Below are 25,653 nucleotides of genomic sequence, written 5' to 3' on the forward strand. Positions count from 1 at the left end.
TCAGGGCATGGGGCTTTGGGCAATGACTGAGGATGGGATCGCAAGGATAGCCATTGACTCCCCGATCCAAACCTTTGGGAAGGAGCTTGGAATCACCTCAGGGGTTCTTTCTATCCAAAAACAAGGTGGGGAGTTTTTCTTAGGGACATCTAACGGTTTATTGAAGTTTGATACAATAAGCAACACTTTCCAATCAGTACAAGGAATCCGTTCCAACCAAATTTTTGATTTGAATATTGACGGGGAGGACCTTATCGTGCCTAGCATGGACTTGAATGTCTACCGTGATGGTAAAGCGCTCCGGTTGGATTTTCCCAAGGATGGGAGCGTTCCCCATGCAGCCTTTATTCCAAAGAAAAACCCCAACTTACTTTTAGTAGGCACAACTACAGGAGTCCTTCTCTATGAAAGGGGTCTTTCCAAAGAATTTCCATGGGAATTGAAGGGAAAAGTTCCGGGGATAGGTAAAATCCAAGGTTATTTTTTAGAAGGAAAGGAGGGAAAGATTTTTTTAAATGGGTCTGAAGGGTTGTATGTCCTCGATATTAATGAAGGCAGATTAGAGTCCATAGGAACTGAGTCCGTTAAATCAAAAGTATTTGAATTTTCTAATTCAGATACTTATTCCTTAATCGACGGAGAATTTTATGTCAAAACTTCCGAAGGAATGCAGAAGTTTTCGGAAAAGGAAGGGGGATTTTTTCCAACAGATGATTTTAAATCAGTAGAAACCGACTTTTGGGATTTTAATCAACACAAATCAGGAGTAACCTGGTACGAATCTCAAGCAGGGAAAAAATTTGTGCTAAAGCGGAACGAGGAGGGGAAATTTGTGAAAGACGAAAGACCCAATTCCATAGCACCTTATCTGACTACAGAGGATTTTATCGATGCCGACAGCATCATGTGGTTTGGTACCCCCAAAGGCCTGATCCGCTATGACCCGAAAAAGGACAGACATACCGAGAAGGAATTTTTTACTTTAATCCGTAGGATAGAATCCAAGACCGATACGCTACCGTTGATCGCCTATGGCAGGGACAAAACCCTTCCTGCAGTGGAAATGAAAGAGAATTCGCTAAGGTTTGAATTTGCGGCGCCTTATTTCGAAGAGGAAAAGAAAACCAAGTACCAGACCTATCTGGAGGGATTTGATCCGGAATGGGTGGACTGGAATGACAACACATTCAAAGAGTACACCAACCTGCCTGCCGGAACCTACACCTTCCGAGTCAGGGCCCAGGCATTTACAGGGAGAGTAAGTGAGGAAGCGGTATTTTCCTTTGTGGTATTGGCCCCTTGGTATGCTACTTGGTGGGCTTACTTGATCTATGCCTTGCTGATAGGAGGAATAGTTACTGCCATCGTAAAGTGGCGTTCCAGAAAACTCAAAGCAGAAAACCAAGTTTTAGAAGAAAGGGTAAAAGAAAGGACAGCGGAATTGGAGCAATCCTACCACAATGTGGAACTCTTGGGTGATATCGGTAGAAAAATTACTGCCTCTTTATCTGCGGAAAAGATCATTTCTACGGTTTATACCAATGTAAATGCACTGATGGAGGCCTCTATATTGGGCATTGGTATATACCATGAGGACACCCAGACCCTTGACTTCCCTGCCACTTATGAAAACGGTGCGCCCTTGGCCCCTTATTCAAATTCACTCCAGGATCCAAACAGACTTGCAGCGCTCTGTTTCAATACAGGAAATGAAATAGTCATCAACAACTTGAATGAAGAATACAGTAAATACCTACAAAAAATCCCCACCGCTTCAGGAGGTGAGGTGCCTGTTTCGCTGATTTACCTGCCGCTGAAAGTAAAAGGAAATAAGTTTGGGGTGATCACAGTGCAGAGTTTCACCAAAAATGCTTTTTCCGAATACCATCTGTACATGCTCAGGACGATCGCAGTCTACACCGCCATCGCCCTCGAAAATTCCGAATCCTACCAAAACCTACAGCAAACCCTCAGCAGCTTGAAGGCTACACAGTCGCAACTGATCCAATCGGAGAAGATGGCCTCCCTTGGAGAACTTACCGCAGGCATCGCCCATGAGATTCAAAATCCATTGAATTTTGTGAATAATTTTTCGGAGGTCAGCGCGGAGTTGTTAGAAGAAATACGAGAAGCGAGAAACGAGAGGCGAGAGACGATACCAAGAACAGAGGCGGATAAGATGGAGGATGAGATTCTGGATGATATCAAAAAGAACCTGGAAAAAATCCATCACCATGGAAAGCGGGCGGACAGCATTGTCAAGGGAATGTTGGCCCATAGCCGCTTGAGTTCGGGAGAAAAATTGCCCACTGATATCAACGAATTGGCAGACGAGTTTCTGAGATTGTCTTACCATGGATTGCGCGCCAAAGACAAGAGCTTCAACGCTGACTATAAAACCGACTTTGCCCCAGATCTTCCAAAAGTCAATGTGGTCTCACAGGATATCGGGAGGGTGCTGCTCAACCTGATCAACAATGCTTTTCAAGCGTGCTTGGAGCGGAAGAGACAACATTCTCAAAGTTCTGATCCTGTTGGCTATCGGGAGGAAAGCTTCCAACCCTTAGTCCAAATTTCAACCAAAAACCTTGGAGACAAGATAGAAATTAAGGTCTCCGACAACGGTTCTGGTATCCCTGACTCCATCAAAGACAAAATCTTCCAGCCTTTCTTCACCACCAAGCCTGCAGGGCAGGGGACGGGATTGGGATTGAGTCTAAGTTACGACATAGTAAAGGCCCATGGGGGAGAGATTATCTTAAAATCCGAACCGGGAAAGGGAACGGAGTTTTTGATTAAATTACCTTTCAAGGAATGAGTGTGTATTTAGTTATAAAACTCGCCATTTACAAATCAATCAATTATAAAAAACGACATTCCTCATTACTGATTCTTAATATCAAATAGAATATGTATTTTACATTTTATTTTGACATTATTTAATTCATGGAGAAAGCCGCCAAACGATATATGGGACTTAGTAGACATAGAATTTTTTCTACGTTGCTACTGATTGTGCTGTTGTTGGATTCAAATCTTATTTATGGAAATACCGAAAAGGCAGTGGAAGGATTTTCAATAGACTCCTATTGGTGGTTGTTTTTGATATTTGGGTTTTTTTTGTTTTCGATTGGATATATGGTTAAAAAAACTCAGAAAGATCAGGTTTTTGCCAAAGAAAAAGAATTATGGAAGAAGATGGAAATCTCATTTTCATCAGAAATAGAAAAATTGAAGGAGACCATAGATGCTACACATTTGCAGTTGATCCAACAAGAGAAATTAGCCAGTCTTGGTCAGCTTACCGCGGGTATCGCCCATGAGATCAAAAATCCTTTGAATTTTGTAAACAATTTCTCGGAGCTTAGCATAGAATATGTCGATGAGATTAATGAGGCAGTAGAAAAACTTGAACAAAATGAAACTACTGAAGACATAAAATCGCTTTTGGGGGATGTCAAAGTCAACTTGACCAAAATCCTTCAACATGGATCAAGGGCAGATGGTATCGTCAGGTCGATGCTGATGCATTCACGTGGCGGAAAGGGGATCAAAGAACCGACTGACCTTAATGAATTGATCAAGGAATATGTGAATTTGGCTTTTCACGGTATGCGGGCGAGTAAGAATCCAATCAACGTAGACATCAAAGTACAGTTGGAGGAAGAGCTGCCCAAGGTCCTGCTTAATCCGGAGGATTTCAGTAGGGTGATATTAAATTTATGTAAAAATGCCTTTGACGCCATGCGGGACAAGACCGAACTGCTTGGAAAGGATTATCTCCCCAAACTTTCTGTCAGTACCAAGAACCTTCAGGACGGTGTGATGCTGGTAGTTGAGGATAATGGACCCGGGGTTCCTGAAGAAATCAGGGATAAATTGCTGATGCCTTTTTTTACCACCAAAAAAGGAACGGAAGGAACTGGGCTTGGACTCAGTATCACACATGATATCATCAAAGACCATGAAGGTGTGCTAGAGATTGACTCACAGGTAGGCGAATACACCAGATTCATCATTTTAATTCCAAAAATTCATTAAATAAAATTATCATGAAAATACTGATTGTGGACGATGAAAGAGACGTCGAAATGCTTTTTAGACAAAAATTCAGAAAAGAAACTCGTTCTGAAAATTTAGAACTGGTGTTTGCTTTTTCGGGTGTAGAAGCATTGGAAATATTGGGGGAATCTGATCCTCCTAGTGTCGTCTATGTTTTTTCTGACATCAACATGCCAGGCATGACCGGACTTGAGCTTTTGGATAAAATTAAGGAGCGCTTTCCACAGATCAACGTAAGTATGATATCCGCATATGGCGATAGCGAAAATTTTAATAAAGCCATCAAATCCGGAGCAAAGGAATTTTTTACAAAACCCATTGATTTTGAATCTCTTAAGGAAGAAATTCGGAACCTGATGAAAACTTAAATTATTGATTATGGCAAAGATATTGGTAGTGGATGATGAGGCAGATTTAGAAATTTTGATCAAGCAGAAGTTCAGACAAAAAATCCGTCAAAATGAATACGAATTTTTATTTGCACTAAATGGAAGACATGCACTCGAGCAGCTCCTTGAGCATAAGGATGTGGATGTGGTCCTAAGTGATATCAACATGCCTGAAATGGACGGGCTGACTTTGCTTTCCAAGTTAAATGAACTCAATGGGTTGATGAAGTCTGTCATCGTGTCTGCCTATGGGGATATGGACAATATCCGGACAGCCATGAACAGAGGTGCCTTCGATTTTGTAACCAAACCTGTCAATTTTGTAGATCTTGAAATCACCATAGACCGGACTATTAAACACGTGCAGGGTATTAAAGAAACTATTAAAGCCATCAAAGAAAATAATATCCTTAAGATGTATGTGGACGAAACTGTGCTAAACTTTATGGTGGGTAAAGACATGGAATCATCCTTTTTTGACAATGAAATCATAGAAGGAACGGTAGCATTTATCGATATCTGTGGATTTACTGCCATTAGTGAAAATGAACCTGCCGATAGGGTAGTCAATATGCTAAATGCTTATTTTGACATTATGGTGCAGGAAATCATCAATGAATATGGCGTAGTAGATAAATTTATGGGGGATGCCATCTTGGCTACATTTAAAGGTGAAGATCATTTGCAAAAAGCCCTCAGGGCCTGTACTTCTATCAGGTCAAAAATCCATGAAGCCAAAATTGGCATTGAGTCAGGCACCTACAGGCCGGATGTTTCTATTGGAATCAATACAGGGGATATGGTATGGGGAAATATAGGTTCTGCCACACTCAAAAGACTTGACTATACCGTCATAGGTGATACGGTTAACGTTGCAGCGAGATTGCAGGCTGCTGCAAATAGAGGGCAGATTTTGGTAAGTGATGCTTGCTATGAGTCTGCAAAAAATTCATTTCATTTTGAGAAGGTTGGTTCTTTTGATTTGAAAAACAGGGAAAAACCGGTGATTACCTATGAGGTTTTGGAGTAAAATTTTTTTATTTCTTCAATAATGTACCAAACCTCATTTTTCTTCAAAAAAGGATTCAAAGGAAGCGAAAGCGCTCTTTTGCTCCATATTTCTGATACATGAAATTCCTTTTGAATTAAATAGGGTTTCATTTTTGGGATTATGGTGGGATAATGAATGGCGGTACCAATACCCATGTCCTCTAAATATTGCTTTAATTCATCGCGGAAATTGCTCTGAACCACAAAAAGATGGGCATTGTGCTCTGATCCCAAAATGGTTTCAGGAAGGATTAAATCACCTACACCGGTTAGGTTCTGTAGATAGATGTCTGCAAGTATTTTTCTTTTTTCCTGCCATTTTTTAAAATAAGCCAGCTTGACATTTAAAAAGCCGGCTTGAATACTGTCAATCCGGGAATTTCTACCGAGCATTTCGTGTCTGTCCCTAAATGATTGACCATGGTTGATAAGCATTCTGATTTTTTTAGCGAGCTGTTCATCATGGGTTATCAATGCTCCTGCTTCTCCCAAAGCACCGAGATTTTTGGTAGGGTAAAAACTGAAACAGCCCACGTCTCCCCAACAGCCGGCACTTTTCCCACCTTGATGAGCTCCAAAACCCTGCGCATTATCTTCTATGACTTTGACTGCATTTAGTTTGCCCCAGGCAACAAGTTTTTCCATGTCCAGCATTTTCCCATACAGGTGGACTCCTATCACTGCTTTAGTCATGGGATTTATTACCTTGTCCAAAAGACCCAAATCCATCAATCCCGAAGTATCTGTATCAATAAAAACCGGTATCGCTCTTACCATAGACACAGCTTCAGCAGTAGAAATCCACGAGAGGGCAGGAACAATCACTTCATCACCTTCGGAGATTCCCAATGCCCGTAGAGCGACTTCTAAGGCATCGGTTCCATTTGAACAGGGAATGACCTCATTGTCGGTATTCAGATATTTGGCTAAGTTATTGGAAAGAAAATCCACTTCTTCTCCACCCGAAAAAATCCCCTTGGAAAGCATTTCCGAAAACTTTTGCTCCAAGGCAGACTTTAATTCCTGATCAATCAGGCTCAGGTCAAGAAAAGGAACCTGTTGTTTCATCTAAAATTTTGGCGAGTTGGCCGGTTAAGTTTTTTCTTGAATATTTTTCAATCGAACCTGACTTGTTGCTTTCAGGTTTAGGTTTGAAATCATGGAGGAAACTTTTGATTCCTAAGAGATCAGTATGGGTAAATACTTGTCCGGAATCCGAATCCTTTAAAATTTGGGCACTATCTCCAAGGGGATCTCCCAAGGCAACGATGGGTCTTCCCGTAGCCATATATTCAAATATCTTTCCTGGAATATTCCCTTTTGCATTTTTGGTATCGGTAAGGATTAGCAAAAGTAAATGTGCTTTTTGGTAATAAGAAAATACGGCCTCATGAGGAACATATCCTTCCAACTTTACATGATTTTGAAACCAGGGATCTGATTCTATGAGGTTTTTTATTTTTTCAGAAACTTTGCCTACAAATCTCAAAGTGACTTTCTTAGAATTATTTTCAAATTCTTCTTTCAAAGCATTCAAAAAAGGAATAGGATTTCGGATCGCATCAATGACACCTGTGTACAGGATTTCTATTCCTTCCCCGGATGGCTTGAGAGAAGTCCAGTTGCCCGGTAAATCAGCCGAATCAAAACCGTTTGTCAACAAATGGATTTTTCTACCCGAAAGGACTTCAAAATCTTTTTGAAAAGTAGGACTGATGGTGATAATGCCATCCGCATTTGTGAGGACATCTCTTTCCAGAGCTTTGTGTTTTTTGCGTACCCAATCCATCATTGGAAGTGTATCTAAGAATTCCCACTTGGACCAGGGGTCTCTGAAATCGGCCAGCCAGGTGATTTGGGATTGTCTTTTGAGTTTTGATCCTATCAAATGCAAACTATGGGGAGGGCCTGTGGTGATGATGGCCTCAAATTGCCCTTTTTCAATCAAATCAGTCAAAAAATCCACGGAAGGTTTTACCCAGAATTTTCTTGGATCAGGGATCAAGGCATTGGCCCTGAGCCAAATACCCACTTTGTCAGTGAATGACTTTTTAGTTTTTTCAAGAACTTTGGCTGTATCGGTGAGGGTTTCTTTTTTTAATTTCCTAAAAACCCCATAAGGTTCCCAGATTGGAAATTTCAAGATCTCAAGTGAAGGACTGATTTCTTTCATCAAACTTTCGTCCTTGAGTTCAAAATCCGGATTTTCGGGAGTAAATATGACTGGTTCCCAGCCAAATTCAGGTAGGTATTTGGCAAACTTCAACCATCGCTGAACGCCCGAACCCGCAGAGGGAGGCCAATAATAAGTGATGATGAGTACCCTCTTAGACATTTGTAATGTTGACAGTTTTTAGTTGACAGTAAAAAATTTGATAAATTTGAATACTAAGTTTTTCCTTGCTCCCTTTTGGAAGCAGCCCATTCAGTCCCTACCATAAATGATGTATATCTGCCTTGAAATATTTGTTATAAATATTTCTGACTGCCTCCATTTGATTGAAAGGAATCTCCGGAAGTAGTGAAGCTTTCACATTGGAAAGAACCTGATCAATTTTGGAAGCCCCGGGAATTACGGTGCTTACTTGAGGAAACATCAATACCCAACGCATAGCCCAGGCTGCAAGATGTTCCTTTCCTTGGAATACTTCTGTCAATTCTTGTACAGCACTTAGACCTTTATCATAATTTACGCCAGAAAAAGTTTCTCCCTTGTCAAAAGCTTCTCCTTGTCTGTTGAACAGTCGGTGATCTTCCTTTGAAAATACAGTGTCTGTAGTCAGTTTTCCTGTCAGGAGACCACTCGCCAACGGGACACGGGCTATAATTCCAAACTTATCAATTTCAGGATAGGTAAATAATGTCTCTGAAGGTTTCAGCCTGAACATATTAAAAATAACCTGAATCGAAGAAACGATGTCATACTTCATCGCGGACGAGGCTTCACCGACAGTTTCCACACTGACACCCATGGCGAGGATTTTACCCTCTTCCTTTAACTTTTCAAAAAGCCCAAAAATTTCATCCCTGTCATAAACAGGAGTGGGAGGGCAGTGAAGCTGTATAAGGTCAATTGTCTCCAAGCCTGTATTTTTTAAGGAGGCTTCCACGAATTCCCTCAATATTTTCGGAGTATATCCTTCATTTACATGCGGTTGGATTTGTCTTCCGCATTTTGTTGCTACAAATATTTTCTCAGCACTTTCTTTTACAGCTTTTCCCACTGCAGCCTCACTCAGACCGCCATCATATACATCAGCCGTATCAATGAAGTTGATCCCTTGATCAATGGCTGTGTGGATGATTCTGTTCGCAAGTTTGGCATCAAAAGTTTTCCCCCATCCTCCACCGACTTGCCAAGTGCCCAATGAAATTTCAGATACAGGCCAACCGGTTTTTCCAAGTTTTCTATAATTCATCTTGATATGTTTATTTTGGCAGTCAATTTCAGGAAGCAATTTAAATTTTTATCTTTAAACCTTTAAATTACCCTTATGAAATCCAGAAGAAAATTTCTCCAAACCTTAACCGTTGCCGGTGCGGCAGCAACTTTACCAATCTCACTTATGGCAGAACAAGCAGCAAAACAAAAAATGATTCACCAGGTATTTTTCTGGTTGAAAGAAGGGGTCGATACCAAAGATTTTATGAAAGAAGCCGCTGTCCTTGGCAAATGCAAGACCGTGGAAAATTTCTATATGGGTGTTCCGGCGCCTACAGAAGCAAGGTCTGTAGTAGACCATAGTTATTCGGTAGCCTGTACGTTATTTTTTAAGAGTATAGAGGACCAGGATTATTACCAAACAGATCCCTTGCACCTGGCTTTTATTGATAAAAATTCAAACAAGTGGGCAAGTGTAAAAGTTTATGATTTTGTGATTTAAACCATTTGGTTGTCACATTACGTATATTATCAAAATCAATGCAGCGTTAATTATGATGAAATTAAGATTATCCATTTTGGGATTGATGTTGACAGCCGTCATATTTTTTCCCTCCTGTAATCCTGAAGAGGAAGAGGTTCCGGTAGCAGTCGCTGATCTTGTCAAAAAAGGGATTTTTGACAGCATGAAAGAATGGTACTTTTGGGAATCCGAATTGCCTCAAACTCTAGATCTTTCCAAATTTGCTTCCAACCAAGCTTTGTTGGATGAGTTGAAGTTCAAACCTTTAGACAGGTGGTCTTATCTGACAACAAAGGCCCAGTTTGAAGCTGCCTTTACAGGGCAAGCATCAGGTGCTCATGGTTTTAGTTTTGCCTTTGACCAAGATGAAAGGTTGTTTGTAGCATTTGTTTTTGATGAAGGCCCTGCAGGGAAAGATGGGTGGCAGAGAGGATGGCAGATCATTCAAATCAACAACAAACCTATTTCTGATTATAAAAACAGTACAGGCGGTTATTCTTTTAATCTTGGTGCCAATGAGGTAGGCGTAACCAATACCTTCAAATTTAGACTTCCTGATGGAACTGAAACTACCCGAACCATCCAAAAAGGAGCTTTTCAAACCAATTCTGTTTTGTATAAAAATGTTTATGAAGTTGGTGCCAAGAAGGTAGGCCATTGCGTTTATCAAAGCTTCAAGGCTACAGCGGGACTCAGTCCGACAAGGAGTAAGGAAGTAGAGGATTTATTCAACTTCTTCATTGCTGAAGGTATCAACGAACTGATTATTGACCTGAGGTATAATGGCGGAGGATCTGTGGCTGTCACTGAACAGATTTTAAATTACTTAGTTCCTGCAGCCGTAAATGGTCGGGTAATGTATACAAACAAACTCAACGAGAAGAAAACCTCGAACAACAAAACTGTCAATTTCTCTAAAAAAGGAAGCCTTAACCTTGATAGGATAACTTTTATCACTTCAAGAGGATCAGCTTCTGCTTCCGAGTTATTAGTCAATTGCCTTGACCCCTATATGGACTTGGTTTTGATCGGGGACAATACCTTTGGCAAGCCCGTAGGTTCGTTTCCTTTGTCAAGTTTCAACAGAAATCTGAGTAGCAATGACGTTGAATTGGTGCCGATTACTTTTGCCATCGCCAACTCAGAAGGAAAGGCTGAATACTTCGATGGATTTCCTGTCAACTTTGCCGTTGGAGATGATCCGGCTCGAAATTGGAATGACAAAGAGGAGAAAAGGCTAAAAGCTGCGCTCGAATTTATCGAAAGCGGCGCCGTAAATGCTAGAATGAGAAATACTTCCTTCAAACCAAGGTGGGAAATGATAGATGCATTTGAGGGGTTAATGAAAGAGTTTCCAATGTATTGATACTCGGAATTTTTATTTACAGTAAAAATGACAAAAGCGGCGAGGTGGCCGCTTTTGTCGTTTTTGGAAGTTTTTCCCAATTTTTTTTAAAGTTTTTTCGAAAATTTGAAATATGTAATTCCGTCTTTTGAGAGGTGCAGGATAACTATCATAATGGCCTCGTCCACTATAATTAAGTGGGTCTACCTGCGATTTTTATAGATGTTAGAAGATCTCCGTTCATTGGAGATGAACAAAAATGATATTTGGCTCATGGTATCAAAGCGGTTAATCATATTAGAAAAACCATTTATGCTTTGCTGCCTATAAGGAAAATTGAAGTTTCCTCAATCAAGGTATTATGACCTGAATTTAGTTCATGAAGGAATATATGGGGGATTTTTGAACTGAATCTGCTTAGATTGTCAGAGGTGATCATTTTGTCATAAGATCCTGTAAAGAGGGATATAGGAGTTTGGTTTATCCTGATCATTTTTATGATTTGTCCCAAGTCGGGTTGGAGGGGTTTGAAAACATTCCATGTAAAATATACCTGTGCCCTCATTGTTCGGCTACCCATTTGAGATTTTACAAATTTGATAAGGCTGCTTTGGAGGAGTCCGAGTCCATGGAAAAAATCCATTGTCCTAAAAAATCTTTCAGGATGAAAAATCACATGTTTGAATAGCCTGTTGAGAAATCCTGGGAATGTAGCCATGTTGTACCAAAAACCTGTTTTGATACCATCAGGTGCCATCAGAAGTAGTGATTTGACAAAATTTGGGAAGAGTTCATATGTAATGAGACAAAATTTTCCTCCCATACTGTAACCGATGAGATGGAATTTTTCGAACTTTTCTTTTTCCATCAAAAGCACCATGATTTCTCTCCAGATCTCTTTGGTCAATTTTTGATTTACGGATTTCCAGCTGCTTTGTCCATGATAAAACATGTCAAACACAAAAAAACTTTCCGAATCCTTCCTCAAGGTTAAAAATGGATCGTAAGCTTTCATATTTTGGCCAAATCCATGAAAAAGAAGATGGATGTTTTTGCCACTCCCATGTTTTTTGTAGGCCAAATGACCAAAACTGGTCTCAAGAAACTCCATTTTTTTATTTAAAATAAAATATATACAAAGGTAGCTTTTGTGAATTAATAATTTTTAAAATTTGCCATTGAAGATATAATATAATGAATATTGTTAATATATAAACTTTTATATTGTTTGTTACATCCTTTAATCTTTTTCTCGAAATAATATTTTATAAAAAACTATAGAAACTTTGAACTTTCCAATAGTTTCCCGAGTTTTGTGATCTAATTATGGAAAATTTGGAGACAAGAAATAAGATAATTGAAACGGCTGCTGAACAGTTTATGCGATTTGGCATAAGGTCTGTGACAATGGACGACATAGCACGTCAGGCAGGGATGTCCAAGAAAACCATTTACCAGGAATTTACCGATAAAAACCATTTGGTGTTTGAGACATTTGCCGCCTCGTTGGAACGGGATAAATGCATGATGGAAACATTCCCCAAACTGACTGACGGGACCATTGAGCATCTTGTGGGGCTTTCCACTTATATGAGAAAGCGTTTTGCTGACATCAATCCCATGGTGATGAACGAACTCCAGCGGTATTTTCCTCAATGCTGGCAGTTGTTTGAAGACTTCAAGCATACCCACATAGTAAAGGAAGTAGAGGCTGTATTGGTGAAAGGCAAAGAGGAAGGCTTTTTTAGGCCGGAGATAAATAATGAAATCATTGCTTTACTAAGAATGGAACAGATGATGATCACTTTTGATCCTATCAAATTTCCCCCTTCAAAATACAACATGGTCGATTTACAGATAGAAATTTTCGAACATTTCCTTTATGGGATTTTTACAGAAAAAGGAAGAGAAGCATACTTAAAACAGAAAAACGAAAACCAATGAAAACCACAGCCAAAAAGCTAATGGGAGTAGGGATATTCCTTTTTGCGATGTTGATGGAGGGACATGCCCAATCGGAGAATGTCCTGCAGTTGACACTTGAACAAAGCTTACGGTATGCCTTGGAAAACAATGTGGATGCTAAAAACGCACAGTTGGAGACCATGATTGCCAAAGCTCAGATTGTAGAACGGAGGTCCGCAGGATTACCACAGGTGACAGGTAGCTATGATGTGACGCACAATGCCGCCATTCCGGTTGTCTTTGTTCCAAATGAAGGAGCATTTCAGCAGCCTGATGTTGAATCAGACGTCCTCCCTTTAAGGCTTGGAGTAAATTACAGTTCAGCTTTGGTTGTCCAGCTCAATCAGATGATTTTTGATGGGTCGTATTTTGTGGGCTTGAAAGCTGCCCGGACTTATAAGATGTTGACAGAGTTTGATAAGGAGAAAAGTGAAATCGATGTCAAGGAAACAATAAAAAAAGCGTATTTCTCAGTCTTGGTAAATGAACAGCGTAGCCGTCTGATAGGGGCTAACCTTGGCAGACTAGACACTTTATTGAAAGAAACTCAGGCATTGTTTGAAGCCGGTTTTTCTGAAAAAATTGATGTTTCAAGGATCAAAGTCCAGCGAAATAACCTTTTGACAGAAATGGACAGGGTCAAAGCTGCACGTGATATCAGTATACAGCTTTTGAAACTCCAAATGGGTCTGCCTATGGAGTATGACATCGTTTTGAGTGAGAGTCTTGCAGACCTCAATAGCCCGCAAGAAATCAATGAATTGTTTGCATTTGAAGGTACCCGTCGAGTAGAAATGGACCAGATCAATACCAATATTAATCTGGTCGATTTGGATATCAAATACACTACCTCCCAATACATTCCCAACCTTGATTTTTTTGGTACCTACCAGAGAAATGCTGCTGCACAGTCCACAGGTTTGATTTGGGAAAGAGACAGGTGGGTAACGGGTGCATTTATTGGATTGAGACTAAGTATTCCGATTTTTGACGGTTTATTGAAGAGCTCTCAGATCCAACAAAAAAGAGCCCAGCTGAGTCAGTTGGAAAACCAGAAGTTGTTTTTGGAAAGCAATATTGAGGTAGAAAAATTCCAGGCAAGAACCAACCTCGAGAATAACCTTCAGGGTTTAAAGGTCCAACAAGAAAACAGAGAACTAGCGTTGGAGGTCTTCAGAATGGCAAAGATCAAATATGATGAAGGGGTTGGATCAAACCTTGAAGTGGTGGAAGCGGATTCTGCTTTGAAGGATGCTGAAACGAACTATTTTTCAGCTCTTTATGATGCTTTGGTCGCAAAAGTCGACCTTGAAAAAGCTTTGGGTTTATTATAATTTATCAATAGCAAAAAATATACAAAAAATATGAAAACGAATTTCTCATTTTTAATTATTGCCATTTTGCTTTTGGCGGCATCATGTGGCCCCAAAGATGAAGTAAGCATCAAAAAAGAAGAACTGGCAAAGATGAAATCTGAGGCAGCTAGCCTTAGGACTTCAATAGAAGCATTGGAAAAAGAAATAGCTGTATTGGATCCGGAATTTGCTAAGGAAAACAGAAAATCAATATTGATTTCGACTGTTAATGTTCAAAACCAACACTTTGAGCATTTTGTAGATGTGACAGGTTCTGTATTGTCAAAGAAAAATGTAAGTATATCCGGGGAGGTTTTGGGTAGAATCCAAGAAATTTCCGCAACTGAAGGCATGAGGGTCAGCAAAGGTCAGGTTTTGGCGAAAATTGACGCAGAATCTATTCTAAGAAATATTGACGAAGTCGAAAAGCAATTGGAATTGGCCACTATTTTATTTGAGAAGCAGGACAGGTTATGGAAGCAACAGATCGGTACTGAAATCCAATATTTGGAATCTAAAAACAGGAAAGAATCATTGGAAACCAATTTGGCGACTTTAAAAACCCAGCAATCCAAAACATTGGTGAGGGCACCTTTTAACGGTACTGTGGAAGCTGTACAGGTAAGACTGGGTGAATTGGTTCAGCCAGGTGTGCCAATGTTTCAGTTTGTAGGTGAAAGCGATTTGTTCATTGAAGCTGATGTATCCGAAAAATATGTTGGTCTGATTCAAAAAGGTGATTCTGTTGAGGTAAGTTTTCCTTCTCTTGACAAATCTGTGAAGTCAAAAATATCTTCCGTAGGCGCTGTAATCAATCCTAACAATAGGACTTTCAAGGTAGAGATTGCCGTCCCTTCAATGGAATTTTTGAAACCAAACATGATTTCGGTGATCAAAATCAAGGATTATGAAAACAAAACAGCTGTCACTGTACCTAATTATCTTATTCTTCAGGACAATAAAGGCGATTATGTCTTTACCGTAGATGAAAGTGTTAGCAAAAAGAGGTATATCAAAAGAGGAAAGACTTATCAGGATGTAACCGAAGTAGTGCAGGGATTGACAGGTTCTGAAGTTCTTATTGATAAAGGTTTTAGAGAAGTAGGTGATAATTTTGTTGTAAACATTGCCAAGTAATTTTGTTATGGCAGAGATAGAAGAAAAGAAAAAAGGAATTATACGTGAATTTGGAATAAGTTCCTTTTCCGTAGACAATCAGATATCCGTAATCATACTAGTGATTATAATCTCAGTGTTGGGTTTGGGTGCATACAGGACGATGCCAAAGGAGAGTTTTCCTGAAATCATCATCCCAACAGTATACGTGGGTACAGCCTATCCCGGAAACTCCCCCGTGGATATGGAAAATCTCATTACTAGACCGATAGAAAAAGAGCTCAAGTCTCTCAACAACGTCAAAAACATCACTTCCACCTCGGTCCAAGATTTTTCCTCTATAGTAGTTGAATTTAACCCCGGGGTTGAAATCGCAAAAGCCATACAGGATGTCAAGGACGCAGTGGATAAATCCAAGAGTGAACTCCCCTCTGACCTTGATCAGGATCCGGATGTGTTGGAAATCAACACTTCTGATTTCCCTATCATGAATGTCAACATTTCGGGAAATTATTCTGAGGAGGAATTGAAAAAGTATGGTGAATTTTTGGAAGATGAGATAGAAAAACTGGCTGAAATATCCAAAGCAGAACTTAGAGGCACCATTGAGCGCGAAATACGTGTCGATGCTGATATTTACAAAATGGAAGCCTTGGGTGTATCTTTCAGTGATATTTCGGACGCCATTTCCCAAGAAAACGTCACAATCTCCGGAGGGAACATCTTGTCAGGAGATTTTAGAAGGTCATTGAGAGTAACCGGAGAATTCAAGTCCCCTGACGAACTCAATGACATCATCATCAAAACCGAGGAGAGAAAAATCGTTTACCTCAGGGATGTAGCCACTGTGACGGACACCTACAAGGAAAGAACGAGTTATGCGCGAAGTAATAAACTTCCTGTGGTAACCGTAAACGTAATCAAGAGAAGCGGAGAAAACCTATTGGACGCTGCAGACAAAATCAAAGAACTTATTCAGGAGGCCAAGGCAGAAAGGTTTCCACAGGATTTGGAAATCAGTATCACCAACGACCAATCCAAAACTACCAGGGCTCAGGTAGCCGATCTTGAAAACAGTATCATCTTTGGAGTAATCTTGGTAGTATTGGTATTGATGTTTTTCTTGGGTTTCAGGAATGCACTTTTCGTTGGGATTGCGATTCCCCTGTCCATGTTCATTTCATTCTTGATTTTGAATTCGCTGGGAATATCCCTCAACCTGATGGTATTATTTGCCTTGATTCTGGCATTGGGGATGTTGGTGGATAATGGGATTGTGGTAGTGGAAAATATCTACAGGCTTATGGGAGAAGGATTGTCTCCTGTCAGGGCAGCAAAAGAGGGAGTGGGAGAGGTGGCTTGGCCCATCATAACCTCCACGGCTACCACCCTTGCGGCCTTTATGCCATTGGCATTTTGGGATGATATCATAGGGGAATTTATGAAATACCTTCCCATCACCTTGATCATTGTATTGTCTTCCTCCTTATTTGTGGCATTGGTGGTCAATCCCGTATTGACTGCTATGTACATGAAAGTCGAAAACCTTGATGTAGTCAAGAAAAAGAAGAAACCCTTGATCGTAGCCTTGATTCTTGCTGTTGTTGCTGCATTGTGTTACGTGATCGGATGGATTGCTTTTGGGAATGTTTTGATGCTTGGTTCAGTTTTGACGGTTTTCAATATTTTTGTTCTCAGAAGGGCCATCAGATGGTTTCAGAATGTTTTTTTGGTAAGGTTGGAAAATATTTATGAAAGCACATTGGCCTTCGCATTGAGAGGTATAAATCCATACCTCTTTTTTGGAGGTACAGTATTGCTGTTGTTTTTGAGTGTTGCTCTACTGGGAATTAGGGCTCCTAAAGTGCTTTTTTTCCCGGATAACCAGCCTGCTTTGGTCAATATATTTATCGAGAATCCCATTGGTACTGATACGGAAGCGACCAATGCTTTTATGGTCGATAGGATGGAAGGTGATCTTCTTAACCTCCTGGAACCTTATGGGAAAATTATAGAATCTGTCATTACCCAAGTGGGTGAAGGTACAGGTGATCAGACCATGGGACCAAGCATTGCCAATACCCCGCACAAAGCAAAAATTACGATCAGTTTTGTGGAATACCAATTTAGACAAGGAGTAAATACCAATAAAATAATGGACGAAATCCGTGAGATGGTGGAAGTCTATCCGGGTGTTTTGGTTACTGTCAACAAGCAAACCAATGGTCCTCCTGTCGGTAAGCCTGTGAATATTGAAGTAAGTGGGGAGAATTTTGAGCAGTTGATTGGTTTTGTTGGCAATTTCAGAGAAGATTTGGCTTCCGCCAATGTGCCGGGGATAGAAGAATTAAAGTCTGACTTGGAGCTGGGAAGTCCGGAAGTCATCTTGGATATTGATAGAGAAAATGCACGCCGTTTTGGACTATCCACAGTTACCATTGCCAACGAACTTCGAACAGCCTTATTTGGTCTAGAAGTCTCCAAGTACAAAGAAGGAGAGGAAGATTACCCAATTCAGTTGAGATTGAGTGATGAATACCGTTATGATATTTCTTCCCTGATCAATAAGAAAATCAGTTTTAGAGACAAATTTGGAAATAAAAAAGAGGTTCCCATTTCTGCTGTGGCTGATTTGCAATATGGTTCCACTTACGGTTCTGTCAAAAGAAAAGACTTGAACAAAGTGATCACCATCTTTTCGAACGTAACTGACGGCTATAACCCAACAGAGATAAATAACCAATTGAAAGAGTTGGTTGCCCAATATGAGATTCCTGATGGCGTAACTGTGAAGTTCACAGGTGAGCAGGAAGAGCAGGCAAAATCCACGGCGTTTTTGATGAATGCCCTGTTTATAGCCATTTCGGTTATATTCTTGATCATTGTAGCCCAATTCAATTCAGTAACCACACCTTTGATCATCATGGCTTCTGTAGTCTTGAGTACGATAGGAGTTTTCTTAGGATTAGTTATTTTCAACATGGACTTTGTCGTGATTATGACCGGCATAGGCATTATTTCCCTTGCGGGTGTGGTGGTTAATAATGCCATCGTCTTGATTGATTATACAAACCTCGTAAGACAAAGGAGAAGGGAGGAGCTTGGAACTGCTGAGGGAGAATTCCTTCCAATCAATGAGTTGCTCGGTAGTATTATACTTGCCGGAAAAACAAGATTAAGGCCCGTATTGCTCACCGCTATCACAACAGTACTTGGATTGATTCCTTTGGCTATAGGTATGAATATTAACTTTGGTTCATTGTTGAGTTCTTTTGACCCTCAGTTTTATGTCGGAGGAGACAATGCTGCCTTTTGGGGACCGATGGCTTGGACAGTAATATTTGGTCTAACCTTTGCTACCTTCCTGACGTTAGTAGTCGTACCTGTCATGTATTTATTGGCAGATAAATTAAACATGTTGCTTCGTAGAATGAAATAGCATGATTAAATAAAGGTTGGTGGTTTTTAAATGTTAAAACCCTCGGAGTCATATTCCGGGGGTTTTTGTTTTTTAACATAATGTTTTGACAGTCAAGAACTGAAAATTCTTAGATTTGTGAGTTAGAATCAAATCAATTTTTATATGTCAGAATTAAAGTGGTTTGTCCTTTATACCACCTCGCGGTCAGAAAAAAAAGTAGCCAAAAGATTGGATGAAATGGGAGTCGAGGTTTTTTTACCTATAGTGGAAGAATTGAGACAATGGAGCGACCGGAAAAAGAAAGTTCAAAAAGCGCTTTTCAACGGATATGTTTTCGTAAAAACCTCCAAACCCAATCTGTGGGAATCCCTCCAAGTCCCGGGAGCAGTAAAGTTTGTTAATTTTTCGGGTGAACACGCCACTGTGAGCGAGAAAGAGATCGCAACGATCAAAAGAATCCTGGATACAGGAGTGGCTGTAGAGACGGATGGGTCAGAAATCGATGCTGGTGAGCAGGTGGAGATTTTAGGAGGTCCGCTCCAGAATATGAAAGGAGAATGCGTCAACAAAGGCAATAAAGATTACTTCATCATCAGGATTCCCGGAATCAATCAAAACCTCTTGGTGAATATTGAAAGAAAATATTTGAAGGTAATTTGATCTGGTATCGTTGGATTTCAAGGAAAAACAATCGTCAGAGACTTTCTGTCGCATTTAGTTTCTCAAAAGCCTTCTGTATACTAATTGGGTCTGGACAAAGTGGTCATCAAATTGGTTGTACCCAACATTGCCGTCTAGAGAGTCCGAGAAAGTAAACAACCCTTTGAACTCCAATGATAAGTCAGATAAGGGGCTGATGCTATAACTGAATCCGACCATGGCTGGGATATAAAAGGAATTGGCAGACTTTTGAAATTCGGGAGCATTTTCATCAAATGAGAAAGCATCCCTTCTTCTGACCTGAAGGAATCCGATACCGGAACCGAGATAAGCATTGAATCTTCCCCTGTTCATATGGGTATCGTATGGAATCAGGTAAATGACAGGCATCAGGTCAAAGAAATAAGCTTGTCCCCTAAATCGGAAGGCACCTCCGGAATCTTCCCAATCTTCAATGGCATAATCCCTTTCAGCGCCCCCGCTTTCTACTATCTGCATTCCCACAGTGGCTTGAAGGGCAAATCGGTTTCCTAATTTTCTGAGATATGCCAATGAAAAAGCAGGATTCCATCTGAAATCCCCGGAATTATAGATGCCCCCATTGTCTGCGTACATAAATGATGGTCCTGCCCCAATGGCAATAGAATGCTTCCTTTCATATTGATCCCGGTAAAGGCTTTGGCCATAAGTTTCCATTTTGGAAGAAAATAAAAAAAGGTAAATAATTATGGCATAAAAGTAACCTGTTTTGTTCATAAGAAGTATTATTTAGCGAGAAGATACAAATCAAATTCGGGTGGTCGACAAAGATCAAAATCAGTATCGAGCATCCAAAGTTAAAAAATTTTTTTATTCCTTGTCACACCTCCTTTTCGTCTTCCAACGCCTTTGAAATTTCTGACTCAGTGGATTTCAGTTTCTTTTTACAGCTTTTTACCAGCGCAGCCGCTTCTTTTACCAGTTCAGACAATTCATCCATTCCTTTTTCTCCACTTTCGAGGATCGAAACGATTTCCTCGATTCTTTGAATAGACTGATCATAACTCATTGCTTTATTTTCCATAGTCTTTGATTTCGTTGATTGTGCTTGATAATACCCTGTTTTTTGAAAATGTCTTTAATTCCTGACCCTTCTCGGGCACTGTCTTGTGAATCGGGATGCCATTGATTTCTGACCGGGTATACCCTTTTTCAAAAAAAGTATTTGGGTCAGATTTAATCATGTCTTTTTCCAATAATTCGAGTTTTCGGTTTTCTTTTTCAAGATAATTTCTCCATGATTTACTTAAATTTTGACTTAAATTAACCAAGGATAAGGTGCTGATTTTGATTTGGTTTTGGTAGGAGGATTGGATTCTCCTTTCAAAAAAAACCAGCTTTTCTCCATTTTTGCCAAGATTGAATCTGACAAGGTTTTTCAACCTGTTTTCCAGATCCAATACCTTTCTGTCTTCTTGTATCAACATCTGTCCTGCAAATCTGCTCAGGTTTTTTGTCCAAAGGTTGAGCCTGTCCTCAAAATCCCTAAATCCTGAAAGGATAAATTCAGCGACTGCCGTAGGGGTTTTCATTTTGGTGTGGGAAACAAGATCCGCGATGGTTTCATCCCTTTCGTGGCCTATACCTGTCAGTACCGGGAGTGAAGATTTTGCAATAGTAATGGCAAGTCCATAATCGTCAAAGCAATCCAAATCCAATTGGGCCCCTCCACCACGGATTAGGACAATGATGTCATATTTTTCTTTACTTTGATCAGCTTCAATTTTTTGAAAAGCAGCAATTATTGTTGCCGCTGCATCTGTTCCCTGTAAAGTGGCTTGATATAAATTGTGTGCTACTTTGTATCCAAACCTATTATGTTCTATTTGATTGACAAAATCCCCATATCCGGCAGCAGAAGCAGAACTGATGACAGCGATTTTTTGGGGAACAGTCGGAAGCGAAAAGCGCTTATTCAGCTCCATCATTCCTTCTCTGGAGAGACGGTCAATGATTTCCTGACGGATTCTTGCCCTTTCTCCCAAAGTGAAGTTGGGGTCAATGTCCTTGATATTGAGGCTGATTCCGTACAATTCATGGAAAGTTACTGTCGCCTGTGCCAATATTTTCATTCCGGCACGGAGTGATTGTCCGGTTGTGGCCTGAAATTTTCCTGCAATAGTCCTGTAGGAATAAGCCCAGATATTTGCCCTTACTTTGGCAGCAATCTGATTCCCTTGCTTTTCTACGAGATCGAGGTAAGCATGACCTTGTCCGGCCTGTTTGAGTTCCCCGATTTCAGCCACAATCCAATAAGATGGTTCAAGATGAACATCTAATGTTTCACGGATCAGTTGGTTAAGCGCTAAAAGGGAAATGGCCTGCTGCATGTCACAAATTAGTCAAAAAATAGGGTAGGGGCAATATTTGTTTAGAATTGCCCCCTCTTATTAGTTTACCAGATTCTTCAAAATCCTTTCTTTCAGACTTTCTGTAGCCTTTACCAAAGGAAGACGAACCGTTTCTCCACAAATTCCCAAATGGCTCATCAGAAACTTCAATCCGACCGGGTTGGCTTCTTCATACATCATCGGGTTGATATCCAAAAGCTTGAAAGCTGCCTCTTTTGCTTCGTCAAGATTGCCATGGCAGATGGTCTTGAAAATAGCAGGATAAGCATTCGCCAACACTGAAATTACGCCTTGACCCCCGATTACCCTCATGGAGGGAGTCAGGATATCGTCTCCCGAAATCAGAAGAAAATCCTGTGGCATCCTTGCTGCAATCCTCATACATTGGGAAAGATCACCGCTTGCCTCCTTCATGCCTATGATGTTGGGATGTTGGGAAAGATGGACTGTCGTCTGAAAAGCCACATTGGACATGGTCCGACCGGGTACATTGTACAAAATCACCGGAACAGGGCAAGCATCTGCTATGGCTGTATAATGGGCAATTATTCCGGCTTGGGTAGGCTTGTTATAATATGGACTGACAGAAAGAATGGCGTCAATCCCTGAAAAATCTGTTTCTCGGATTTCTTCCAATACTCCGGAGGTATTATTTCCTCCGATACCATACACGACAGGAATCCTGCCGGCATTGTATTCCAAAGCCGCATTTAGAACCTGTTTTTTTTCTGATTTGGATAAAGTAGCACTTTCGCCTGTAGTACCACATACTACCAAATAATCTACACCACCGTCTATGACGTGGTTGATAACATTTCTTAATCCTGCAAAATCAATTGATCCGTCTTCAGAAAATGGGGTGATTAAGGCCACTCCCGTACCGTGTAGTTTCAACATGTTTCTTTAATTTTTTTGAAATAAGCCATCAGCTTTTCAAGGTTTGGAGTTAAATCCTCACCTTCTTTTTTGATCATAAAGTCCAATAAAGGGCTATTTTCTTTTGAATAAAATCCCATCTTAAACTTGCTTTTGTTTGCGAGGAGCAAATAACGCAAATATGGGCTAAGGTGTAAAGTCGGTATCAAAATAAAATCGAGATTTTCCTCCATAAACTCATTGAAGTAATCAGTGGGCAAACCCCACATTGAAAAATAAATTGGGCAAATAGCTTCCGCATCTGTGTTTTCTTCAGAAAAATATCCGCCAATGATTCTGATATTAAATCCCCATATTTTTCTGAGTATCTCTTTTGACTCCAAAAATTCCTCTTTATTTGAAGCCAAAATGGCTACACGTCTGGGATTTGTAGGAAATTCCACCTCGGTTTTATTCTTGTTTTTGAGGGATTTATCCAACTGATAGGCGATCATCCATTTTTTGATGTAGTTCATGGTGCTAGGGGTGGTTTTTCTACCATTTTCAGAAATTCTTCTTCTGAGATCAACTTGATACCTAATTTCTCTGCTTTTTCTTTTTTGCTTGGCCCCATTTCTTCTCCCTCTATAATAAAATCAAGCCCTTTAGAGACAGCTTTCAGGTATTGACCTCCATTGGCTTCAATAAAATCAATGATTTCATCTCTCTTGAAATGGTTGAGTCGGCCGGAGGCAAGGATTTTCATTCCTTCCAATCTATTGCTTTGCAAAACAATATTACTTTCTTCGACTTCAAACCTCAATCCTTTTTCCTTCAATCTATTGATCATTATCAGGTTTTCAGTATCTTGGAAGTAATCTTGTAAGCTGATGACGAGTGTTTCTCCCACACCATTGATTTCCAAAAGTTGCTCAGGATTTGAAGCTATTAAAGCCTCGATATTTTTGAAATGACGTGCAAGAATCTGGGCAGTATTCTCTCCAATGTTCCTAATTCCCAAGGCAAACAAAACTTTTTCAAAAGATTGGTTTTTGGAAGCCGCAATCCCTTCTATCATGTTACTGATAACACCTTCCTGAAAGGTATTGGCTTTAAGTTTTTTGATACGGTCTTCCTGTTCATGTGTAAGTTCGAGCTTCATCTTTAACAGGATTGCATGCACGGTGTTTTCATGGTAAGCAGCTTTTGAGATTTCGGCTAAGGTTGACCTATTGCCTATCAAAAGGCTCAATACCAAAGAAACAGGCACATAATCTTCCAAAATCGGAAATTCGGAAGTCATCAGGAGATTTTCCAGGAGCTGAACAGTGCCTACATTCTGTGCAGTTTTCTTTTTACTGTTTCGGATAAATGCCTGAAAATTCTGAAGAACATTCAGCAGAGGTTTTCCGGATTGACTTTCACAGAAACTTTGGATGGCTGTCAAGGAAATTCCTTCAGTTAAGGCGAAGAATGCTTTTGGCAAAGAAATATATAGTAAGCCATCATCGCTCTTCTGGTATTGGTCTTGGCTCATTTCGAGTCCGAGGAGGTTTTCCTGCTTGGATTCCAATTCGTATATATCTGCAGGATTTCTTATAAATCCCTGATCGATCAAAGTTCTGATCCGCTCTGTACCCAAAGAGTCGATGTCCATTGCTCTTTTATGGACGAAATGCTCAATTCGCCCAAGAATCTGTGGCGCGCAGCCTTTGGTATTGGGGCAAAAATGCTTGGCTTCGCTTTCTTTTCTTTCAAGTTTGGTTCCACACTCTGGGCAGTGGTCTATATATTGAATGGGTTTGGAACCGGGAATTCTTTTGTCCAAAACCACCTCTGTGATCTTAGGGATGATTTCGCCGCCTTTTTCTACCTGTACCATGTCGCCTTCATGCAGGCCTAGTCGGAGGATTTCATTGGCATTGTGAAGTGAGGCTCTTTTGACCGTGGTGCCTGCCAAGTGCACTGGGGCAAGGTTGGCGACGGGAGTTATGGCGCCAGTCCTGCCCACTTGGTAGGAGATGGAGAGTAACCTTGTAGCTGCGCTTTCGGCCTGGTATTTATAAGCAATGGCCCATCGAGGAATCTTAGCGGTGAACCCCAATTCCTCTCTTTGGTCATAGTCGTTGATTTTAAGCACAACACCATCGGTATCCAAAGGGAGTGAAAATCGTTTTTCTTTCCAGTCTTCAATGAATGTAAGCACGCCTTGAATATCCTTGTATTTGGAATGGGTAGGGGAGACATTGAACCCCCATTTTTCGATCAGGGCAATGGCTTCGTTGTGCTTGGTAACCCCGATATCTTCGCCCAATAATTGATAAAAGTAGCAGTTTAGTCTCCTTTTGGCGACTATTGCGCTGTCTTGCATTTTGACTGTGCCCGAAGCGGCATTTCTTGGGTTGGCTAGCGTCGCTTCACCCGATGCTTCCTTTTCAGCATTGATTTTTTCAAATTCTTTTTTTGGCAAGAAGATTTCTCCCCGCACCTCAAAACGGTCCGGAATATTGTCCCCCTGGATCTTCAAGGGGATATTTCTGATGGTTTTGATGTTTTCGGTGACCACATCTCCACGTGTCCCATCTCCGCGGGTCACAGCGCGGACAAGCTGACCGTTTTCATACACCAAACTGATGGCCACACCGTCAAATTTCAATTCACAGAAATACTCATAATCACGGTGTCCCAGTCCTTTGGCAACCCTTTCGTCGAAAGCCAAAAGGTCTTCCTCAGAATAGGTATTCCCTAAAGAAAGCATGCGGTAGCCATGCTCGGCTGTTTCAAATTCCTTGGTAATCGTTCCGCCAACCCTTTGGCTTGGGCTATCGGACTCGAGGAATTCAGGGAATTGTTTTTCCAGTTTGACCAACTCCTCCAATAAGCTATCAAACTCAAAATCGGTGATTTCCGTCCTGTCCTCCTGATAATAAAGATGGTTGTGGTAATTGATTTGCTTGCTGAGTTGAGCAATCCGAGTTTTGGCCTCAGTTGGATTCATGACGGTTTTGGGATGGAAATTAAAAGGTAAGATCTCAAAATTAACTTTTGTATGAAGAAACACCAAGGATTCTTTTGAGTGAATTCAGATTTTGCCTAAGTGGGCAATAATTACGTGGAATGCCTATATTTGCTACCATATC

At 40.5% G+C, this 25,653-nt stretch carries 21 protein-coding genes and 1 pseudogene; 12 read left to right on the plus strand and 10 right to left on the minus strand.

Annotated elements, in window-relative coordinates:
* Positions 1-1,063: 1,063 nt before the first annotated feature.
* From MMU07_RS21885 to MMU07_RS18805, 5 genes and pseudogenes are all read left to right on the plus strand, one after another.
* A pseudogene (locus MMU07_RS21885) lies at positions 1,064-1,279 on the plus strand (triple tyrosine motif-containing protein); the annotation flags it as partial.
* A gap of 183 nt (positions 1,280-1,462) precedes the next feature.
* Positions 1,463-2,818, plus strand: a complete 1,356-nt coding sequence (locus tag MMU07_RS21890) for an ATP-binding protein (RefSeq protein ID WP_418884523.1) — start codon at positions 1,463-1,465, stop codon at positions 2,816-2,818.
* Between the two features lie 152 nt (positions 2,819-2,970).
* A complete protein-coding gene (locus tag MMU07_RS18795) occupies positions 2,971-4,041 on the plus strand; it encodes a sensor histidine kinase (RefSeq protein ID WP_241128147.1) in 1,071 nt (356 codons plus the stop codon).
* Positions 4,042-4,052: 11 nt separating this feature from the next.
* Positions 4,053-4,430, plus strand: coding sequence for a response regulator (locus tag MMU07_RS18800; protein WP_241128148.1), 378 nt, complete (start codon positions 4,053-4,055; stop codon positions 4,428-4,430).
* A gap of 10 nt (positions 4,431-4,440) precedes the next feature.
* Positions 4,441-5,481: an adenylate/guanylate cyclase domain-containing protein gene (locus MMU07_RS18805; protein WP_241128149.1), complete on the plus strand. Its 1,041-nt coding sequence runs from the start codon at positions 4,441-4,443 to the stop codon at positions 5,479-5,481.
* Here the strand turns inward: MMU07_RS18805 and MMU07_RS18810 are convergent.
* The 3 genes from MMU07_RS18810 to MMU07_RS18820 form a co-directional block, all read right to left on the minus strand.
* Positions 5,463-6,569 (minus strand): DegT/DnrJ/EryC1/StrS family aminotransferase, encoded by a 1,107-nt coding sequence (locus MMU07_RS18810; RefSeq protein WP_241128150.1) that lies wholly within the window; start codon positions 6,567-6,569, stop codon positions 5,463-5,465. The genes MMU07_RS18805 and MMU07_RS18810 overlap by 19 nt on opposite strands.
* Complete coding sequence (locus MMU07_RS18815) at positions 6,544-7,836, minus strand: glycosyltransferase family 4 protein (RefSeq protein ID WP_241128151.1); 1,293 nt, start codon at positions 7,834-7,836, stop codon at positions 6,544-6,546. The genes MMU07_RS18810 and MMU07_RS18815 overlap by 26 nt, the downstream gene beginning before the upstream one ends.
* 97 nt (positions 7,837-7,933) lie before the next feature.
* Positions 7,934-8,920, minus strand: a complete 987-nt coding sequence (locus MMU07_RS18820) for an aldo/keto reductase (protein ID WP_241128152.1) — start codon at positions 8,918-8,920, stop codon at positions 7,934-7,936.
* Between the two features lie 75 nt (positions 8,921-8,995).
* Between MMU07_RS18820 and MMU07_RS18825 the strand changes: the two genes are divergently transcribed.
* Positions 8,996-9,385 (plus strand): Dabb family protein, encoded by a 390-nt coding sequence (locus MMU07_RS18825; protein WP_241128153.1) that lies wholly within the window; start codon positions 8,996-8,998, stop codon positions 9,383-9,385.
* A 52-nt stretch (positions 9,386-9,437) separates the two neighbouring features.
* The gene (locus MMU07_RS18830; RefSeq protein ID WP_241128154.1) at positions 9,438-10,772 is read left to right on the plus strand and encodes a S41 family peptidase; all 1,335 of its coding nucleotides are present in this window, start codon (positions 9,438-9,440) and stop codon (positions 10,770-10,772) included.
* 289 nt (positions 10,773-11,061) lie between these two features.
* Here MMU07_RS18830 and MMU07_RS18835 read toward each other — a convergent pair whose 3' ends face one another.
* The gene (locus tag MMU07_RS18835) at positions 11,062-11,862 is read right to left on the minus strand and encodes an alpha/beta fold hydrolase (protein WP_241128155.1); all 801 of its coding nucleotides are present in this window, start codon (positions 11,860-11,862) and stop codon (positions 11,062-11,064) included.
* Positions 11,863-12,077: 215 nt separating this feature from the next.
* Between MMU07_RS18835 and MMU07_RS18840 the strand changes: the two genes are divergently transcribed.
* From MMU07_RS18840 to MMU07_RS18860, 5 genes are all read left to right on the plus strand, one after another.
* Positions 12,078-12,695: a TetR/AcrR family transcriptional regulator gene (locus MMU07_RS18840; RefSeq protein ID WP_241128156.1), complete on the plus strand. Its 618-nt coding sequence runs from the start codon at positions 12,078-12,080 to the stop codon at positions 12,693-12,695.
* The gene (locus MMU07_RS18845; RefSeq protein ID WP_241128157.1) at positions 12,692-14,050 is read left to right on the plus strand and encodes a TolC family protein; all 1,359 of its coding nucleotides are present in this window, start codon (positions 12,692-12,694) and stop codon (positions 14,048-14,050) included. Before MMU07_RS18840 ends, MMU07_RS18845 begins: the two co-directional genes overlap by 4 nt.
* A gap of 30 nt (positions 14,051-14,080) precedes the next feature.
* Entirely contained in the window at positions 14,081-15,208 is a 1,128-nt protein-coding gene (locus MMU07_RS18850; protein WP_241128158.1) for an efflux RND transporter periplasmic adaptor subunit, read from the plus strand.
* A 7-nt stretch (positions 15,209-15,215) separates the two neighbouring features.
* A complete protein-coding gene (locus MMU07_RS18855; RefSeq protein ID WP_241128159.1) occupies positions 15,216-18,626 on the plus strand; it encodes an efflux RND transporter permease subunit in 3,411 nt (1,136 codons plus the stop codon).
* A 144-nt stretch (positions 18,627-18,770) separates the two neighbouring features.
* Entirely contained in the window at positions 18,771-19,268 is a 498-nt protein-coding gene (locus tag MMU07_RS18860; RefSeq protein ID WP_241128160.1) for a UpxY family transcription antiterminator, read from the plus strand.
* Between the two features lie 54 nt (positions 19,269-19,322).
* On the opposite strand, the gene MMU07_RS18865 is transcribed toward MMU07_RS18860, so the two are convergent.
* From MMU07_RS18865 to ligA, 6 genes are all read right to left on the minus strand, one after another.
* A complete protein-coding gene (locus MMU07_RS18865) occupies positions 19,323-20,024 on the minus strand; it encodes a DUF6089 family protein (protein ID WP_241128161.1) in 702 nt (233 codons plus the stop codon).
* A 103-nt stretch (positions 20,025-20,127) separates the two neighbouring features.
* Positions 20,128-20,331, minus strand: a complete 204-nt coding sequence (xseB, locus tag MMU07_RS18870; protein WP_241128162.1) for an exodeoxyribonuclease VII small subunit — start codon at positions 20,329-20,331, stop codon at positions 20,128-20,130.
* A complete protein-coding gene (gene xseA / locus MMU07_RS18875) occupies positions 20,321-21,637 on the minus strand; it encodes an exodeoxyribonuclease VII large subunit (RefSeq protein ID WP_241128163.1) in 1,317 nt (438 codons plus the stop codon). The genes xseB and xseA overlap by 11 nt, the downstream gene beginning before the upstream one ends.
* A gap of 60 nt (positions 21,638-21,697) precedes the next feature.
* Positions 21,698-22,555 (minus strand): 4-hydroxy-tetrahydrodipicolinate synthase, encoded by an 858-nt coding sequence (dapA, locus tag MMU07_RS18880; RefSeq protein WP_241128164.1) that lies wholly within the window; start codon positions 22,553-22,555, stop codon positions 21,698-21,700.
* On the minus strand, positions 22,549-23,049 hold the full coding sequence (locus tag MMU07_RS18885; protein WP_241128165.1) for a DUF6913 domain-containing protein: 501 nt from the start codon (positions 23,047-23,049) through the stop codon (positions 22,549-22,551). The genes dapA and MMU07_RS18885 overlap by 7 nt, the downstream gene beginning before the upstream one ends.
* Positions 23,046-25,511, minus strand: a complete 2,466-nt coding sequence (ligA, locus tag MMU07_RS18890) for an NAD-dependent DNA ligase LigA (RefSeq protein WP_241128166.1) — start codon at positions 25,509-25,511, stop codon at positions 23,046-23,048. Before ligA ends, MMU07_RS18885 begins: the two co-directional genes overlap by 4 nt.
* Positions 25,512-25,653: the final 142 nt, after the last annotated feature.

It is taken from the genome of Cognataquiflexum nitidum (assembly GCF_022538055.1).
Lineage (GTDB): Bacteria > Bacteroidota > Bacteroidia > Cytophagales > Cyclobacteriaceae > Cognataquiflexum > Cognataquiflexum nitidum.

Excerpts from the sequence above, each read along its gene's own strand:
- MMU07_RS18810 (WP_241128150.1), bottom strand. The coding sequence starts at position 6,569 with ATGAAACAACAGGTTCCTTTTCTTGACCTGAGCCTGATTGATCAGGAA.
- MMU07_RS18885 (WP_241128165.1), bottom strand. The coding sequence starts at position 23,049 with ATGAACTACATCAAAAAATGGATGATCGCCTATCAGTTGGATAAATCC.
- MMU07_RS18805 (WP_241128149.1), top strand. The coding sequence starts at position 4,441 with ATGGCAAAGATATTGGTAGTGGATGATGAGGCAGATTTAGAAATTTTG.
- ligA (WP_241128166.1), bottom strand. The coding sequence starts at position 25,511 with ATGAATCCAACTGAGGCCAAAACTCGGATTGCTCAACTCAGCAAGCAA.
- MMU07_RS18830 (WP_241128154.1), top strand. The coding sequence starts at position 9,438 with ATGATGAAATTAAGATTATCCATTTTGGGATTGATGTTGACAGCCGTC.
- MMU07_RS18840 (WP_241128156.1), top strand. The coding sequence starts at position 12,078 with ATGGAAAATTTGGAGACAAGAAATAAGATAATTGAAACGGCTGCTGAA.
- MMU07_RS18800 (WP_241128148.1), top strand. The coding sequence starts at position 4,053 with ATGAAAATACTGATTGTGGACGATGAAAGAGACGTCGAAATGCTTTTT.
- MMU07_RS18795 (WP_241128147.1), top strand. The coding sequence starts at position 2,971 with ATGGGACTTAGTAGACATAGAATTTTTTCTACGTTGCTACTGATTGTG.
- xseA (WP_241128163.1), bottom strand. The coding sequence starts at position 21,637 with ATGCAGCAGGCCATTTCCCTTTTAGCGCTTAACCAACTGATCCGTGAA.
- dapA (WP_241128164.1), bottom strand. The coding sequence starts at position 22,555 with ATGTTGAAACTACACGGTACGGGAGTGGCCTTAATCACCCCATTTTCT.
- MMU07_RS18815 (WP_241128151.1), bottom strand. The coding sequence starts at position 7,836 with ATGTCTAAGAGGGTACTCATCATCACTTATTATTGGCCTCCCTCTGCG.
- MMU07_RS18850 (WP_241128158.1), top strand. The coding sequence starts at position 14,081 with ATGAAAACGAATTTCTCATTTTTAATTATTGCCATTTTGCTTTTGGCG.
- MMU07_RS18845 (WP_241128157.1), top strand. The coding sequence starts at position 12,692 with ATGAAAACCACAGCCAAAAAGCTAATGGGAGTAGGGATATTCCTTTTT.
- MMU07_RS18835 (WP_241128155.1), bottom strand. The coding sequence starts at position 11,862 with ATGGAGTTTCTTGAGACCAGTTTTGGTCATTTGGCCTACAAAAAACAT.
- MMU07_RS18860 (WP_241128160.1), top strand. The coding sequence starts at position 18,771 with ATGTCAGAATTAAAGTGGTTTGTCCTTTATACCACCTCGCGGTCAGAA.
- xseB (WP_241128162.1), bottom strand. The coding sequence starts at position 20,331 with ATGGAAAATAAAGCAATGAGTTATGATCAGTCTATTCAAAGAATCGAG.
- MMU07_RS18825 (WP_241128153.1), top strand. The coding sequence starts at position 8,996 with ATGAAATCCAGAAGAAAATTTCTCCAAACCTTAACCGTTGCCGGTGCG.
- MMU07_RS18865 (WP_241128161.1), bottom strand. The coding sequence starts at position 20,024 with ATGAACAAAACAGGTTACTTTTATGCCATAATTATTTACCTTTTTTTA.
- MMU07_RS18820 (WP_241128152.1), bottom strand. The coding sequence starts at position 8,920 with ATGAATTATAGAAAACTTGGAAAAACCGGTTGGCCTGTATCTGAAATT.
- MMU07_RS18855 (WP_241128159.1), top strand. The coding sequence starts at position 15,216 with ATGGCAGAGATAGAAGAAAAGAAAAAAGGAATTATACGTGAATTTGGA.